The sequence below is a fragment of the Acinetobacter sp. 129952 genome (assembly GCF_056642055.1).
The window spans coordinates 14,783-30,721 of record NZ_JBWVSU010000020.1 but is presented as its reverse complement, the minus strand read 5'-3'; the positions used below and the strand labels follow the sequence as shown (position 1 = coordinate 30,721).

The following is a 15,939-nucleotide window of genomic DNA, read 5'->3' as shown; positions in this document are numbered from 1 at the left end:
TTTCCGAGCGATTGCAACCCGATTTGATAAGCTTGCACGAAATTACCAGTCTATGATTTACATTGCTTGCATATTTATTTGGTGTAAAGCCAAATGAGGACACGCCCTAATAAGATTTTGATATTTATTGAAAAATAATTTTTAAATGCAGGCTTGTTGTTTCTTTCTAAATCCTCTATGTTGAGTACATCATCGCACAGCAAAAGTGCAGGGAGTATTAAAAGAAAATGATCGATTTATATTATTGGAGCACCCCCAACGGCCATAAAATTAGTATTGCTCTAGAAGAAATGGAGCTGGAATATCAAATTATTCCCATCAATATTCTGGAAAATGACCAGTTCCAGTCCGATTTTCTGGCTATTTCTCCCAATAATAAAATCCCGGCAATTGTTGATCAGGATGGGCCACATGGCCGCGCCATTTCAATTTTTGAGTCAGGTGCGATTTTGCAATATCTAGGTCGCAAAACAGGTCTGTTTTATCCAACTGATGAAGTGAAGCGTATTCAGGTCGAACAGTGGCTGATGTGGCAAATGGGCGGTTTGGGGCCGATGCTCGGGCAAAATCATCACTTTAGCCGTTTTGCACCTGAGCGGATTGCTTATGCCACAGAGCGCTATGTCAATGAAAGCAAGCGTTTATATGGGGTGTTGAATAAACAGCTGGTCGGGCAGGAGTATGTGGCTGGCGAATACTCGATTGCAGATATGGCCATTTTCCCTTGGTTATTACGGCATGACTGGCAGCAGATCACTCTGGAAGACTATCCTGAAGTTTCCAAATATATCGATCGTTTGAATGCTCGTCCTGCGGTTCAGAAAGCGTTGGCAATACAGGTCAGTTAAGCGTCTGCCTTTATGTTAAAATAGCCTTAAGCAAATAAAGCCACCCTTACGGTGGTTTTTTATTGGATGGATATATGAACGATTTTCTTCTGAACTTTACCAAGATTGTTGAAAGTAATACCCGAATTTACTGGAGCATTCTTTTCGGCATTGCTGCATGTTTAGTGCTGTATGTTGCTGAAATTGTGCATATCGATCAGGTGATTGCTGCCCTAAATACCAAAGATCAGCAGATTCTCCGTGCTGCAATTGCACCGCTCAATGAGCAGTATAAGTGGGCGCGGATCATGGCGATGGTGACGGCAGTCGTTTGGTCCAGTTGGGAATACAGTAAAGCCAAGAAAAAAATGGGCTTGAGCCATTAATGCTGTAATGAGCCTATTTTTACTGTTTCTGTCGGCCTTTGGTGCAGCGACCTTACTACCTTTACAGTCTGAAGCGGTTTTGCTGGGGCTTTTAGTGCAGAACAAGCAGCATGCAGTGCTGTTAATTGCCGTGGCCAGTCTGGGCAATATTCTGGGGTCTTGTGTGAACTGGTATCTGGGTCTCAAGATTGAACATTATAAAAATAAAAAGTGGTTCCCGGTTTCAGCAGATAAGATGCTCAAGGCGCAAAAGACCTATCAGAAATATGGTTACTGGTCTTTACTGCTGAGCTGGGTGCCTATCATTGGTGATCCGATTACCCTGATTGCGGGACTATTAAAAGAAAACCTCGTCCGTTTTCTGCTGATGGTCAGCATCGCTAAAATTGGACGTTATCTGTTTGTCTATGCGGCCTTTGCCATGTTCTAAACTTGAAAATAATTTTCCTGATTCAGTCTTGGATATTTTTTCAGACTGAAATCCTAAAATCATTCTTTAAATTCGCTTATTGGCTGAAGATGCTTTTGTTTTAAACAAAGATGCTTTAGAATACTCGCTCCCTTACCTGCAGGTCGTTTTGTAATGGTGCAAACGAGCCGAACAGGTGTTCAAAAGAGGTTGTTATGCCTAAGATGAAAACTCGCCGTGGTGCAGCTAAACGCTTTAAAGCGACTGCTAACGGTTTTAAGCGTAAACAAGCGTTCAAACGCCACATTTTGACCAAAAAATCTGCTAAGCGTATTCGTCAATTGCGCGGCTGTGTAATGGTTCACGTAAGTGACGTTGCTTCAGTTCGTCGTATGTGCCCGTACATCTAAGGAGATTATAAATGGCTCGTGTAAAACGTGGTGTACAGGCTCATCGCCGTCACAAAAAAATTCTTGCTCGCGCTAAAGGTTACTATGGTGCTCGTTCACGCGTTTACCGCGTAGCGTTCCAGGCGGTAATCAAAGCTGGTCAATATGCTTACCGTGACCGTCGTCAGAAGAAACGTCAATTCCGCGCTTTGTGGATTGCACGTATCAACGCTGGTGCTCGTCAAAATGGTTTGTCGTACAGCCGTATGATCGCTGGCTTGAAAAAAGCTCAAGTGATTATCGACCGTCGCGTACTTGCTGACATCGCTATGCATGACGCAGTTGCGTTTGCTGCTTTAGCTTCTAAAGCTAAAGATGCATTGGCTGCATAAGTCTTTATGACTTGAAAAAAGACCGCCATTTGGTGGTCTTTTTTTATGCTTAAATAAAAGTAGTCATTTTAAATATTATTTAAAAATCAGTATTGTAAATCTTATATTTTTTAGTCATTGTTAAATTGCATAATCAAAAATAAGGCTTAAAAATAATGATTCGACTTGCCACCCAACACGATGTCCTGCCGATTGCCCAAGTGCATGTACAAAGCTGGCGTGAAAGCTATCAAAATGTCATTAAACCAGAAATTCTCGATGAGTTGAGTGTAGAACAAAGAGCCACTTTGTGGCGTTCTGTGCTTGAACAGGAAAATCGACGGGTATTTGTCTATGAAGAAAATGCTCAGGTGCTCGGATTTGCTGCCTTTAATTTTCCGGTAGATGCGCCAATCAGTGAATTGAGAGCACTTTATTTGCTTCAAAATATTCAAGGTCGCGGCATTGGACGTGATTTGGTTTAATTGGGTCTGGGTTTAAGTCGAGAAAAATCCTATCAGCATATGCAATGCAGCATATTGAACCTGAATTCCAGTCGTTATTTTTATGAAAAGACCGGCGCCTATTTTGTCAGTGAAGGAGATGCCAGTGATCTGGGCGAAAATCTTAAAGACTTATATTATCAATGGAATCTCTAACTTTTAATCCACCCGGATCATGGGAAATAATTTAGTGCTCGAGCTAACATCAGTGACAAAAATATAGGGCAGGGTGAAATCCAGTTATATGATCGATGGTAATTATACGCGTAGCATTCCGGTCAAATGGGCGGAGATTGATACCGTGATCTGGCTAGATTTATCCTTTTATCTCAATATATCCATCGGTCAATTAAGAGAGCATTTCCGGGCGATCAGCAAATAACAGCTTTGGCTTATTCAAACAATGCTGAAATTTTCAGGCAGATGCTTCACCTCAATTTTATAATAGGTTGTATGATCAAAACTCATCACAAAAATCGTCAGTATTACTTCAAGCTGATGTCTGCTCCTGAGTATCAACATCTCCATTGAATTCTGCCCGGGATGTTCAATCTTTTCTGGTAAAATGTTAAAGGCCGAAATAGTAGCCAATCAGACAGATAATCACGGTAATCACAATTAAGGTCAGCACATTTGCAGACGAACTGGATTTTCCTGGGGCCTGAGGTTTTTCTGCTTTAGAAATTTTTGGTGAGCGGTCTTCGGTACTCATACCGACAAATGGGTCAGGTGCAACTTTTGGTGTTAGCTGTGCAGTTTTATAGTGATTGGCGACTTTGCTGATGAATTTAGCACTTAAATCATCAATTTTTTGCGAAAAATGTCGCAGGTTAAGTTGCTGCTCCGGGCTGAGTACTTCGCCATCTGCACGATAGGGATGCTGGATTTTCGTTTGAATAAAGTCATTTAAGGCGTCTAGGCGGTACAAAGTCTGGTGAGCATAATCCGCTGAATAGTCAGTGGGAATTAAGGCCAAATGACTTTCGCTATCGGCTTGAATGGCAGGCATGGTGCCGTAATAAGGCAAATTGGTATATGCAGGTTCGGTAAAATCTTGGGCAAGGCTACTTTCAAACAGTTCATGATCGGTATAGGCCTGAATATCATCCCAGTTTGGGGCTTCCAGATCGACATCAATGCGCTTGGCCAGTTTAGGATTTAGCTCATAACACCAGAATGTTTCATGGCGTAAAGGGGATTGCTGTGATTTAGGTGCTTCGTAATCATTGTCTGCGCTGTACCATTCAGGCAGTTCCTTGCCGATGATCCAGGCAGTTTTGGTTTTAGCGCCATGACTGACAATAAAATGCGCCAGTGGTAATAGCTCGATATTGGCATTCGGATTTTTTTCATCAACCAGTAAATCAGAGCGATGCAAGCTGAGGCGACGCACGCCTTGTTTTTTCAGGCCTTCCAGCCAGATCTGGAAATGCTGGGCCAGCAGGTGTTGTGATATCAGATCCCGAAAGGCAAACTGATGCTGATTAAAAATGGAATGTTGAATCCAACGATTGAAACTCAGGTCTTGAGTCAAATACTCATTGCCGTAAGTGACGAGGGTTAGTTGCTGTTTCCAAATTTGATCGAGTGCCATAGTGATTTGATCTGATTGATATTGTGTTTATCTTATACTTTTTATATTTAATCATGCCAATCTAATTTTCCTTAAAACGCATCTTCATCAAAGTGTCTAAAAACTGTTAGAATGTGGGGTTTTTAAAATATTTTTTAACCTGTTGCTTTGAGAGTTACTATGTCACTGGAAGCCCTGACCACTGAAGCGCTCGCTGCGATTGCAGCAGCTCAAGACCTTGCTGCACTTGATCAAGTACGAGTGCAATTTACGGGGAAAAAAAGCCAGCTCGCGGAACAATCTAAGTCGCTTGGTAAAATGGATCCTGAAGAACGTAAAGTCTTCGGCGCACAAATCCATGCTGTACGTGAAACTATTACCGCTGCATTGACCTCACGTCAGGCAGAATTGCATAAAGCTGCCTTAGAACAAAAACTGGCAAGCGAAACCATTGATATTACTTTACCAGGTCGTGGCCAACAGGTGGGCAGTATCCATCCAGTGACCCAGGTGCAAGAGCGTATTTGCCAGTTCTTTACCAAGGCAGGTTTTACGGTTGCAACAGGTCCTGAAGTTGAAGATGACTATCACAACTTTGAAGCACTGAATATTCCGGGTCATCACCCGGCGCGTGCCATGCACGATACCTTCTATTTCGATGTGAACCATTTGCTGCGTACGCATACGTCTGGTGTGCAGATTCGTACCATGGAAACACAGCAGCCACCAATCCAGATCGTGTGTCCGGGCCGTGTTTACCGTTGTGATTCGGATCAAACCCACTCACCGATGTTTCATCAGATCGAAGGTTTATACGTGGCTGAAAATACCAGCTTCGCGGAACTTAAAGGTTTGCTGATTAACCTGCTGAACGAATTCTTCGAAAAAGATTTGAAAGTACGTTTCCGTCCATCTTATTTCCCGTTCACCGAGCCAAGTGCGGAAGTGGATATTATGGATGAACGCGGTCGCTGGTTAGAAGTATTAGGCTGCGGTATGGTGCATCCGAATGTGCTGCAAGCTGCAGGCATTGATCCTGAAAAATACAAAGGCTTTGCTTTTGGTCTGGGTGTTGAACGTTTTGCAATGCTGCGTTATGGCGTAAATGACTTACGTATGTTCTTCCAAAACGATGTGCGTTTCTTACGCCAGTTTGCTTAAAACTTTTTAATAATCCTCTCCTAACCTCTTCTTTTAAAAAGGAGAGGGACTCCGCGAAATAGATGGAGTTCTCCCCCTTTGGAAAATGGGGAGCAGAGGGGGATTCTAGAGATTTGAATTACAGGTTTTATATCAATGAAAATTAGCGAAAATTGGCTACGCACATGGGTTAACCCAGCCATCGATAGCGAAAAACTTTCTGATCAACTGACCATGTTGGGTCTGGAAGTGGATGAACTTGCGCCTGCAGCTAAACCCTTTACTGGCGTAGTGGTGGGGGAAGTCCTGACGGTAGAACAACATCCTAATGCAGATCGCTTGCGTGTGACCACTGTCAATATCGGTTCAGGTGAGCCTCTACAAATTGTATGTGGTGCGCCAAATGTACGTGCTGGCATGAAAGCACCGGTTGCGACCATTGGTGCAGTACTTCCGGGTGATTTCAAAATCAAGAAAGGCAAGCTACGTGGTATCGAGTCACAAGGCATGCTGTGCGGCGCTTCAGAAATTGATTTGGAAGATAAAATTGATGGTCTGTTAGAGCTTCCTGCGGATGCACCTGTAGGCGTGAATATCCGTGAATATCTAGATCTAGACGATAACGTGATTGATATCAGCATCACACCAAACCGTGGTGACTGTTTCAGTATTCGCGGGATCGCACGTGAGATTGGTGTGATTAACCAATTGCCAGTGACTGCCCCTGAAATTAAAGAAGTAGCTGCGACTATTAGCGACGAAAAGAAAGTCGTTGTGTCGACTGAAGGCTGCCCACGTTACTTGGGTCGTGTCATCAAGAACGTCAATACCAAGGCTGTGACTCCTGTATGGATGGAGAGAGCATTGGCGCGTTCAGGTATTCGTCAGCACAGCATTCTGGTCGATATTACCAACTATGTGCTGATGGAGCTGGGTCAACCGCTACACGCATTTGATGGCGGTAAAGTTCAAGGTGCGGTACATGTACGTCAAGCGACGGAAGCTGAAAAGTTAGTTTTGCTCAATGAACAAGAAGTTGAACTCAACGAAAAAGTGATGGTGATTGCAGATGATGAAAAAGCATTAGCCATTGCCGGTATTATGGGCGGCTTGTCTTCAGCAGTCAGCGATGCAACCACTGAAATTTTCCTGGAATCTGCATTCTTCGCGCCACTGCATATTGCGGGTCGTGCACGTAGCTTTGGCTTGCATACCGATGCTTCTCAGCGTTATGAACGTGGTGTCGATTTTGAATTGCCATTGATCGCTATGCACCGCGCATCACAATTGATTGCGGAACTTGCGGGCGGTGAGTTTGGACCAATTACAGTTGCCGAAAATGCAGCATTATTGCCAACACGCGACGCAATTGAGTTGAATCAGGCACAAGTCGATCAACTGCTGGGTTATAGTGTTGACTCAGCGTTCATTACTGATGCTTTAAGCCGTTTAGGTTGTGAAGTTACAGTAAAAGCAGAAGGCGAGTGGTCAGTGGTACCGCCATCACATCGTTATGATATGGTGATTTACCAAGATTTGATCGAAGAAGTGGCGCGTATTCACGGTTATGACAATATTCAAATCAGCCTGCCTGTGATTGATGTGAAGCTGGCGAAATACCAAGATCAGTTTGAATTGGGCCAACTCCGTCAAACCGCGGTAACTTTAGGTTACCAAGAAGCGATCAGCTTTAGCTTCGCAGACCTAAAGCTTGAAAAGCAACTTAATTCCAGTGTGAATCCATTAGTATTAGCCAATCCAATTTCAAGTGATTTGGCAGTGATGCGTTCAACCTTGCTATCTAGCCTTATTCCTTGTGTTCAGTACAATGTCAACCGCCAGCAAAGCCGTGTACGTTTCTTTGAGCTCGGTCTGCGTTTTGACTATCAAGAAGCCAGCGGCATCCATGATTTAAAACAGATTCCAACTTTTGCATTGATTGCGACTGGTTCACGTCATGCTGAATCTTGGCATGTGAAACCCGCTGCAATGGACTTCTTTGACTTTAAGGGTGATGTAGAAGAAATTTTGGCTGCTGGTCGTGTCAAAGTAGAATATGTGCGTTCAGAGCGTAGCTGGTTGCATCCAGGACAATCCGCAGAAATTCTCGTGAATGGTCAATCAATTGGTTACTTGGGGCGTTTACATCCCTCACTTGAAGACGAACTTGATCTGGCAACCACATGGGTAGCAGAATTGGATCAAGCGGCTGTTTTGCAAACTTATGTATCTAATTTTACAGAATTATCACGTTTTCCATCGGTTCGACGTGATATTGCGCTTTTAATTAGTGATAAGATTAATGTTAGCGAAATTCAGGGACTTATCGAAAAAACAGGCGGGGAGCTTTTAGACTCAACTTGGTTGTTCGATGTGTACACTGGACAAGGAGTAGAAGAAGGGAAACGCTCACTGGCATTTGCACTTCTCTGGCAGCATCCAAGCCGTACACTGGAAGATGCTGAAATTAAATCAGGTATGGATAATATCCTTCAAGTGTTAGAAAACACTTACCAAGCGACATTGAGGGCTTCATGACAGCACTAACTAAAGCAGAAATGGCTGATCATTTAAGTGAGCTCACGAGTTTAAACCGTCGTGAAGCAAAACAAATGGTTGAGTTGTTCTTCGATGAGATTAGCCAGGCGCTCATCTCAGGCGAGCAAGTAAAACTTTCGGGTTTTGGTAATTTCGAGTTGCGTGATAAGCGTCAACGTCCGGGCCGTAACCCGAAAACGGGTGAAGAGATTCCGATTTCTGCACGCCGTGTGGTCACCTTCCGTGCCGGACAGAAGTTCCGTCAACGTGTGGGAAATGAGCAGGTCAACTGATCTGCTTTTTTAAAAACTGGGATCAATATTGTTAAGTTCCAGTTTTTAAAATAAAAAAAGAGAGCCAAAGGCTCTCTTTTTTTTTGTACTGAATAATCTAAAAGATTATTGAGCAGCAGCTTCAGAAGCAGCAGTAGCGTCAGCAGCAGCGTCAACAGCAACAGCAGCAGCAGCGTCAGCTTCAGCAACAGCAGCAGTTTCAGAAGCAGCAACTTCAGAAGTAGCTTCTACAGCAGCAGCATCAGCAGCAGCTTCAGCTTCAGATGCAGCTTCTACAGCTTCAGATGCAGCTTGGTTAGCGTCAGCAGCAGCGTCGTCAGCTTTTTTAGCACAACCAACGAAAGCTAGAGTAGTAGCAACTGCAGCAGCAATAGCGATTTTTTTGAATAACATGGCATCACTCTCTAAAAATTGAGATTAAAAAAAACCAAAGTTAGTCTGTTAAGTGCTTTTATTGTTCCTAATTGTGTTAGGGACTAACAACGCAGGAGCAGTCTAACTGGTCTGCAAATATGCTATCACTGCGCATTTTTAATTGCTACTGGCAATGATCAAAAAAGTACGGAAAAACGATAAAAAATAAGAAGTTTTTAACAGAAAATAACAATGGAATGAAAGATTTAGATTGGAGAAAGGCTTATTAAATACTTAAAAGTTATACAATTTTTAATCTGAATATTTTATTAATCAAAAACTTAAAAATAAGTTTACATAAATCAGGCTTCATTGTTTCATTCTGTAATTTATGTCAACCTAAAAAAGGCCACCGTTTAGATGACCTTTCATTTAAAATTTTAATTTGAAGCTTTGCGTTTCATCTGATCAAAGAAATCATCATTGGTCTTGGTTTCTTTCATACGATCCAGTAAGAATTCCATTGCCGCCAATTCGTCTTGAGTATGCAGCAGCTTACGCAGAATCCAGACTTTACGCAGATTGTCTTCTGACATCAGGCGTTCTTCACGACGAGTACCAGATTTCTTGATGTTCATTGCAGGGAACACGCGTTTTTCAGCAATACGACGATCAAGGGTAATTTCCTGGTTACCTGTACCTTTGAATTCTTCGTAAATCACTTCATCCATTTTACTACCGGTTTCAATCAGGGCAGTAGAAATGATGGTCAGTGAACCGCCTTCTTCGATATTACGTGCAGCACCGAAGAAACGTTTAGGGCGTTCTAAGGCATGTGCATCCACACCACCAGTCAGTACTTTGCCTGATGAAGGAATCACAGTGTTATAAGCACGTGCCAGACGGGTAATCGAGTCAAGCAAAATCACCACATCTTTCTTATGTTCAACCAGACGTTTTGCTTTTTCAATCACCATTTCAGCGACTTGAACGTGACGTGCAGGAGATTCATCAAAGGTAGAAGCCACGACTTCACCACGAACCGTACGCTCCATCTCAGTCACTTCTTCTGGACGCTCATCAATTAGGAGAACGATCAGAATAACTTCAGGATTATTGCGAACGATGGACTGTGCAATGCTTTGCAGCAGCATGGTTTTACCCGCTTTCGGCGGAGCCACAATAATTGAACGCTGGCCTTTACCAATCGGTGCAACTAAGTCGATCACACGGGTGGTTAAATCTTCAGTGGTGCCATTGCCCAACTCCATCACCAACTGTTCAGTCGGGAATAATGGCGTCAAGTTTTCAAACAGAATCTTGTTACGTGAATTTTCAGGTGTGTCGTAGTTAATTTGATTGACTTTAAGTAAAGCAAAATAACGTTCGCCTTCTTTCGGCGGGCGAATGGTGCCAGTAATGGTGTCGCCAGTACGGAGGTTAAAACGACGAATTTGAGAAGGGCTGACATAAATATCGTCAGGACCTGCTAAATAAGAACCTGCGGCTGAGCGTAAAAAGCCAAAACCATCTGACAAAATTTCTAGAACGCCATCACCAAAAATCTCTTCGCCATTCATTGCATGACGTTTTAAGATGGCAAAAATAATGTCTTGCTTACGGTTACGAGCCATACCTTCGAGGCCCATAAACTCGGCAATCTTGATGAGTTCGCCAATCGGTTTTTTCTTGAGTTCGGTTAAATTCATAGGTGGTCAGATAGAATCAAAGTTCTGAGGTACAGGTTAGAAAGGGAGTAACATTCGGCCGCATACCAGCATTCAAACGAAAGCAATTGAATTTGCAAAAGAACAATTCAGAGATCTGTTTGAGTGTTTCAAAGAAAAATGTGGAAAACAATTTCTATTGCCGAGCGGCATCTTATGTAATGTGTCTTGTAAGAAATTGACAGGATTTAGGATCCTTTATCTCTTGAGTAGCGAATATAAGAGAAAATGCCAGGTTTGTCAATTTATAGCCGAAAAAAATACGCGAGCATGAGTCGCGTATTTTTTACTAAAAATGCTGTGCTTAGATATTGTCATCAATAAATGCAGTCAGTTTAGATTTTGGTGCAGCACCGACTTGAGTCGCAACAACTTCACCATTTTTGAACATCAACAAAGCCGGGATGTTACGGATGTTGAAATTCACAGCAGTTTGTTCGCAAGAAGTTACGTCAACTTTCACGATTTTAACTTTGCCTTGGTATTCATCAGCAAGCACTTCAAGTACAGGTGCGATTGCTTTACATGGTGCACACCAGCCTGCCCAAAAGTCCACCAGTACAGGAACGTCTGATTGAAGAACGTCTGCTTCGAAGTTTGCGTCAGTAGTGTTTACGATGTTGCCAGACATGGAATGTGCTCCAGATTAATATTTTAAAGATAACTAATTATTAGTATTACATAGCCATCTTTAACAATGTAGGGGAATCTGTAAATTTTCAATGCTTAATGTTATTTTGTCTAATGGATGATCACGATAGTGATGATCGTGTCTCACTATTATTCCCGATAAAAAAAAGAATAAGGCATTAAATTGTCGCTACAAATGGCTTTTAAATTGCATGCATGTGAATTACTCTAAGCACAATTCGTTAAAGGTTTATTTCTGGAATGTCTGACTTTTTGATTGATGAAGAATTACTTGCCGCCATCGATATGGGATCAAACAGCTTTCATTTGGCCATCGCCCGTGTAGATCATGGTGAAGTGAAGAAAGTGGCATCAATGTCAGAAAAAGTTCAGCTTGCCGCAGGACTAGACGAAAATAAAAATTTAACCGAAGCCGCACAGCAACGCGGTTTGGCCTGTCTGGCCCGTTTTGTAGGTCGTTTAGGTGCAGTTCAGCCGAACCGATTACGGATTGTGGCGACGAATGCGTTGCGTCAAGCCAAAAACGGCCATGAATTTATTCAGAAAGCCGCAGAAATTTTACCGAAACCGATCGAAATTATTGCCGGTCGTGAAGAAGCCCGTCTGATTTATCTGGGTGTATCGCATACCATGGCCAACAGCGGTCGTCGTTTGGTGGTTGACATCGGTGGCGGTTCAACTGAGCTGATTATCGGTGAAGAATTCGAGCCGATTCATACCGAATCGGTACAAATGGGCTGTGTAGCCTTTACCAAGGCCTATTTTCAGGATGGGGAAATCAGCGCCAAAGCTTTTGATAAAGCAGTCACTGCGGCGCGTAAAGAAATTTCCGGAATTGCCAATACTTATAAAGAAGCCGGTTGGGATGCTGTCGTTGGCTCGAGTGGTACCATTAAAGCCTGCCGCCAGATTTGCGTCAATATGGGCTGGAGCAATGATCGCGAACAGTTGACGCGTGAAGGTTTGGAAAAGCTTAAAGACAAACTACTTAAATATAAATATGTCTCGGACATGGAATTCGAAGGTCTGAAAGATGACCGTCGTGCCGTCTTGCCTGCTGGTATTGCTATTCTCTATGCTGTCTTTGATGTATTGGGAATTGATCATTTGGTCTATTCCGATGGTGCACTACGTGAAGGCGTGATGTATGACTTGCTTGGCCGTTTCAAGCATGAAGATATCCGTGATCGTTCCGTCCATGCCTTGATTGGTCGATATAATGCCGATGCCAAGCAGGCAGAACGTGTGGTTCAGACCGCACAGAAATTGTTTAATGACGTGGCCAGTGAACTCGGGTTGAGTGTTGAAGATAGTGACCTGTTACGTCGTGCCGCCTATCTGCATGAGATTGGTTTGGCCATCAGTCACAGTGGCTATCATCGTCATGGCGCGTATTTATTACAACATTCGGATATTGCCGGTTTTTCGCAAGTTGATCAAAATCATTTGTCACATTTGGTCGCGCACCATCGGCGTAAATTGCGCGCTGATGCCAAGATTGATGTGATGAAAGTCGGTGGATCTAAACTTTTATGGTTATGTTTGCTGCTTCGTCTGTCGGTTTTGGTCAATCACAGTCGTAGCGATGAGATGCTTCCTGCCATTGAACTCAAGGTTGAAAATGCGCAACAATGGCAACTCAGCGTGTCTGGTGATGCCAAGCAATGGCCATTGCTGGTCGCTGAACTGCACGATGAACAGCAGCAATTTAAAAATTGGGAGATTGAACTCTCGATTCAATCCGAACAGTTTGTTAATTAATACCTTTATAGGGATGAAAACGGTTAACCTATGAAAAATAAAGCAACTCCATCAAAAGCATGGGCGACAGTGCAGATTGCACGTCATCCAGAACGTCCACAATTCCTGGACTATGTGGGTGAAATATTCACTGAATTTGATGCTTTACATGGTGACCGCCTATATGGTGATGATGGCGCGATGATCGGTGGTCTGGCTCGTTTCGATGGTCAACCGGTGATGATCGTTGGTCAGCATCGTGGTCGTAGCACCCGTGAAAAATTACAGCATAATTTTGGCATGAGTAACCCGGAAGGTTATCGTAAGGCACAGCGTCTGCTAGACATGGCAGAGCGTTTTAACCTGCCAGTCTTTACTTTTATTGACACTATGGGCGCTTATCCGGGTGTCGGTGCAGAAGAACGTGGTCAGGCTGAAGCGATTGCCACCAGTCTGGCTCAGCTTTCTAATTTGAAAGTACCTGTGATTGCAACTGTACTGGGTGAAGGCGGTTCAGGTGGTGCGCTGGGTATTGGGGTAGCAGATCGTGTGGTGATGCTCTCTCACAGTATTTATTCGGTGATTTCACCGGAAGGCTGTGCCTCAATTCTTTGGAAAACCGCTGAAAAAGCTGAACAGGCTAGTGAAGCCTTGGCTCTGACTGCAGAAAAATTGCAGAAAATGGGTATTGTAGAATATGTGGTGGATGAAGGTGAGGGTGCTCACTTAAATCCGGATCAGGTCATGAACAGCTTGAAAGCAGTGCTGAAAGAAGCTTTGAACGAACTGCAACTAATGGAAGCGCAAGCACGATGCGAAGCACGTTACCAACGTTTAATGAAGTTTGGCAGCGACAATTTAGGTCTGGTTTCTTAAAACAGCTGCAGGACTTTCCTGCAGAGACAAAATTTCTCATCGGATGCAGTGGCGGCTTAGATTCTATGCTGTTGCTGCATCTGATGTTTTTTTTATGCCCGCAAAAAGTCCGGGCAATCTATGTCGATCATCAGCTGCAAAGTATCAGTAGTACATGGGGCACTTTTGTCCAGCAGCAGTGTCAGCAACTGAATATTCCCTGCATCATCCAGCCCGTCAATGTCGCCAGTGGCAATCTGGAACAGCAAGCGCGCAATTCACGTTATCAGGCCTATCTGCAACATTTGCAAGCGGATGAAATTTTGGTGTTAGCGCATCATCAGCAGGATCAGGCGGAAACCCTGATGTTGCGTTTATTGTCTGGCACAGGCGTGGATGGTTTGGCTGCAATGAAACAGCTGGATATACGTGAAAATTTCACGATTTGGCGGCCGTTGCTGGATATTTCCCGTGAGCAGATTTGCCAATGGGCATCAGACCTGAATGTTCAGAATATTGAAGATCCCACCAATGCTGATACCCATTATGACCGGGCCTGGGCACGCCAGACCCTGTGGCCGCTATTAAGCCAACGTTATCCTAAAATGCAAGCTGCCTTGGTGCGAACCAGTGAGTTAATGCAGGATGCTCAAGACATTTTACAAGAAGTGCTGCAACAGGATTTAGCATCTTGTGGAACTGAAACGCAGCTCGACCTTGGTAAATTTCTACAGCTTTCAAAATCACGACAACGTCAATTACTCTCTGCCTGGATGAAAGGTAAAGAACAGTATCGTCCATCCTTAGATATGGTGGAGCGTTTGCAACGCGAAGTGATTTATGCCAAACAAGATGCTCAGGCGGCATTGCATTGGCAAGGCTTTTACTATGTACGCTATCAGCAGCAATTATATCGTCTGACCGCAGAGACTTATTTAGCTGATCAGCAACAAGTTCAAACTAGCCCGAAAACTATAAAATTTGCTTTAAAAGACAGCGTACAGGTTTTGTCAGGGAAATTTATCATCGCGCCTGCACAGCTCGGTTTATCTCCTGCATTGTTGCAGCAAACTTTGCATTTGCAGCAGCGGCAGGGTGGCGAAAAAATTCATTTATATGGCCGTGTCGGTACCTGGCCGCTGAAAAAAGCCATTCAGGAAGCGCAAATATTTCCCTGGGCTCGGCATACTATTCAAATATTAAGCACAGATAATGTTATGCTAGGCGTGTTTACCCCTAAAGGATTTTGGTTGGCCCAATCTGCATATTGTGAAGCAGGCGGATGGCTGCCGATTTCGGTTTTTTCAACTTTAGAACTCAACGATGAGCATTGAACATGAGTGCAGCTTTAAATTGTAATATCTGTTTTATTGGTGGCGGTAATATGGCCCAAGCCTTAATTGGCGGTCTGATTTCACGTGGTTTGCCAGCAACACGTATTACAGTTTCTGATCCGATCGAAAAAGTCCGTGCTTTATTGGCGGAAAAAGAAATTAATGTGACCGGGGAGAATAGTGCTGCAATTCAGGATGCAGATATCGTCGTATTGGCGGTAAAACCTCAGGTTTTGGCTCAAGTGCTGCAACCTTTAAAAGGTCTGGTTAATAACAAACTGATTATTTCCATTGTTGCCGGTGCAGAAATTGCCACATTATCAGCATTGTTGGGGACAGAGCGTATTGTCCGGGTCATGCCGAATACACCTGCATTGGTACAGACCGGGGCACATGGTTTATATGCCAATGCATTTGTGGAAACCAGTGACCGTGAGCTAGCCAGTCAGGTTCTGGCATCGACCGGACTGACCATTTGGGTCGACTCAGAAGCACAAATTGATGCAGTCACTGCAGTCTCGGGTTCGGGTCCGGCTTACTTTTTCTATATGATGGAAAGTATGATTCGTGCGGGTAAAAATTTAGGTTTGGATGAAAAAGTTGCAACCGCACTGACTTTGCAGACGGCTTTAGGGGCGGCGCAAATGGCGATTACCAGCTCAAATACGCCGGCTGAGTTACGTAAAAATGTGACTTCTCCAAATGGGACTACACAGGCGGCACTTGAAGTCTTTGATCGCGCCCAGATTTCTCAAAATATTCAGGCGGCACTTGCCGCTGCACAAAAACGCAGTCAAGAACTGGCACAAGAGCTCAGTGAAAGCAGCAAATCTTCAGTTTAATTTTTAG

At 43.6% G+C, this 15,939-nt stretch carries 18 protein-coding genes; 14 read left to right on the top strand and 4 right to left on the bottom strand.

Going from position 1 to position 15,939, the window contains the following annotated elements:
- Nucleotides 1-227: 227 nt before the first annotated feature.
- The 7 genes from AC1IR0_RS14890 to AC1IR0_RS14860 all read left to right on the top strand — a co-directional run bounded on the left by AC1IR0_RS14890 (nt 228) and on the right by AC1IR0_RS14860 (nt 3,267).
- Nucleotides 228-848 carry a glutathione S-transferase family protein gene (locus AC1IR0_RS14890; protein ID WP_253146991.1) on the top strand — a complete coding sequence of 207 codons (621 nt, stop codon included), beginning with the start codon at nt 228-230 and terminating at the stop codon, nt 846-848.
- Nucleotides 849-922: 74 nt separating this feature from the next.
- Entirely contained in the window at nt 923-1,213 is a 291-nt protein-coding gene (locus tag AC1IR0_RS14885) for a hypothetical protein (RefSeq protein ID WP_004732951.1), read from the top strand.
- Between the two features lie 7 nt (nt 1,214-1,220).
- The gene (locus AC1IR0_RS14880) at nt 1,221-1,643 is read left to right on the top strand and encodes a YqaA family protein (protein ID WP_004732949.1); all 423 of its coding nucleotides are present in this window, start codon (nt 1,221-1,223) and stop codon (nt 1,641-1,643) included.
- A 194-nt stretch (nt 1,644-1,837) separates the two neighbouring features.
- Nucleotides 1,838-2,032, top strand: coding sequence for a 50S ribosomal protein L35 (gene rpmI / locus AC1IR0_RS14875; RefSeq protein WP_004278281.1), 195 nt, complete (start codon nt 1,838-1,840; stop codon nt 2,030-2,032).
- A gap of 11 nt (nt 2,033-2,043) precedes the next feature.
- Nucleotides 2,044-2,403 carry a 50S ribosomal protein L20 gene (gene rplT / locus AC1IR0_RS14870; RefSeq protein WP_004647525.1) on the top strand — a complete coding sequence of 120 codons (360 nt, stop codon included), beginning with the start codon at nt 2,044-2,046 and terminating at the stop codon, nt 2,401-2,403.
- 155 nt (nt 2,404-2,558) lie between these two features.
- Nucleotides 2,559-2,867: an N-acetyltransferase family protein gene (locus tag AC1IR0_RS14865; RefSeq protein WP_479741520.1), complete on the top strand. Its 309-nt coding sequence runs from the start codon at nt 2,559-2,561 to the stop codon at nt 2,865-2,867.
- A gap of 262 nt (nt 2,868-3,129) precedes the next feature.
- A complete protein-coding gene (locus AC1IR0_RS14860) occupies nt 3,130-3,267 on the top strand; it encodes a hypothetical protein (protein WP_017398042.1) in 138 nt (45 codons plus the stop codon).
- 186 nt (nt 3,268-3,453) lie between these two features.
- Here AC1IR0_RS14860 and AC1IR0_RS14855 read toward each other — a convergent pair whose 3' ends face one another.
- Complete coding sequence (locus AC1IR0_RS14855) at nt 3,454-4,479, bottom strand: hypothetical protein (RefSeq protein ID WP_409655573.1); 1,026 nt, start codon at nt 4,477-4,479, stop codon at nt 3,454-3,456.
- Nucleotides 4,480-4,638: 159 nt separating this feature from the next.
- On the opposite strand from AC1IR0_RS14855, the gene pheS reads away from it, so the two are divergent.
- From pheS to AC1IR0_RS14840, 3 genes are all read left to right on the top strand, one after another.
- Complete coding sequence (gene pheS / locus AC1IR0_RS14850) at nt 4,639-5,619, top strand: phenylalanine--tRNA ligase subunit alpha (RefSeq protein ID WP_004278272.1); 981 nt, start codon at nt 4,639-4,641, stop codon at nt 5,617-5,619.
- Between the two features lie 135 nt (nt 5,620-5,754).
- A complete protein-coding gene (gene pheT / locus AC1IR0_RS14845; protein WP_409655577.1) occupies nt 5,755-8,136 on the top strand; it encodes a phenylalanine--tRNA ligase subunit beta in 2,382 nt (793 codons plus the stop codon).
- Nucleotides 8,133-8,429, top strand: coding sequence for an integration host factor subunit alpha (locus AC1IR0_RS14840; RefSeq protein ID WP_004278269.1), 297 nt, complete (start codon nt 8,133-8,135; stop codon nt 8,427-8,429). Before pheT ends, AC1IR0_RS14840 begins: the two co-directional genes overlap by 4 nt.
- Before the next feature lie 105 nt (nt 8,430-8,534).
- On the opposite strand, the gene AC1IR0_RS14835 is transcribed toward AC1IR0_RS14840, so the two are convergent.
- The 3 genes from AC1IR0_RS14835 to trxA all read right to left on the bottom strand — a co-directional run bounded on the left by AC1IR0_RS14835 (nt 8,535) and on the right by trxA (nt 11,141).
- Entirely contained in the window at nt 8,535-8,822 is a 288-nt protein-coding gene (locus AC1IR0_RS14835) for a hypothetical protein (RefSeq protein ID WP_004647530.1), read from the bottom strand.
- Nucleotides 8,823-9,223: 401 nt separating this feature from the next.
- Complete coding sequence (rho, locus tag AC1IR0_RS14830) at nt 9,224-10,492, bottom strand: transcription termination factor Rho (RefSeq protein ID WP_004278267.1); 1,269 nt, start codon at nt 10,490-10,492, stop codon at nt 9,224-9,226.
- Between the two features lie 322 nt (nt 10,493-10,814).
- Nucleotides 10,815-11,141, bottom strand: coding sequence for a thioredoxin (trxA, locus tag AC1IR0_RS14825; RefSeq protein ID WP_004278266.1), 327 nt, complete (start codon nt 11,139-11,141; stop codon nt 10,815-10,817).
- A gap of 260 nt (nt 11,142-11,401) precedes the next feature.
- Here trxA and ppx point away from each other — a divergent pair, with 260 nt between their 5' ends.
- From ppx to proC, 4 genes are read left to right on the top strand one after another with little or no spacing between them, the layout of a single operon-like run.
- Nucleotides 11,402-12,922, top strand: a complete 1,521-nt coding sequence (gene ppx, locus AC1IR0_RS14820; RefSeq protein WP_004278264.1) for an exopolyphosphatase — start codon at nt 11,402-11,404, stop codon at nt 12,920-12,922.
- A gap of 30 nt (nt 12,923-12,952) precedes the next feature.
- Nucleotides 12,953-13,777, top strand: coding sequence for an acetyl-CoA carboxylase carboxyltransferase subunit alpha (locus AC1IR0_RS14815; RefSeq protein WP_004732934.1), 825 nt, complete (start codon nt 12,953-12,955; stop codon nt 13,775-13,777).
- On the top strand, nt 13,714-15,090 hold the full coding sequence (gene tilS, locus AC1IR0_RS14810) for a tRNA lysidine(34) synthetase TilS (RefSeq protein WP_479741519.1): 1,377 nt from the start codon (nt 13,714-13,716) through the stop codon (nt 15,088-15,090). The genes AC1IR0_RS14815 and tilS overlap by 64 nt, the downstream gene beginning before the upstream one ends.
- A 2-nt stretch (nt 15,091-15,092) precedes the next feature.
- Entirely contained in the window at nt 15,093-15,932 is an 840-nt protein-coding gene (gene proC, locus AC1IR0_RS14805; protein ID WP_479741518.1) for a pyrroline-5-carboxylate reductase, read from the top strand.
- The last annotated feature ends 7 nt before the right edge of the window (nt 15,933-15,939 follow it).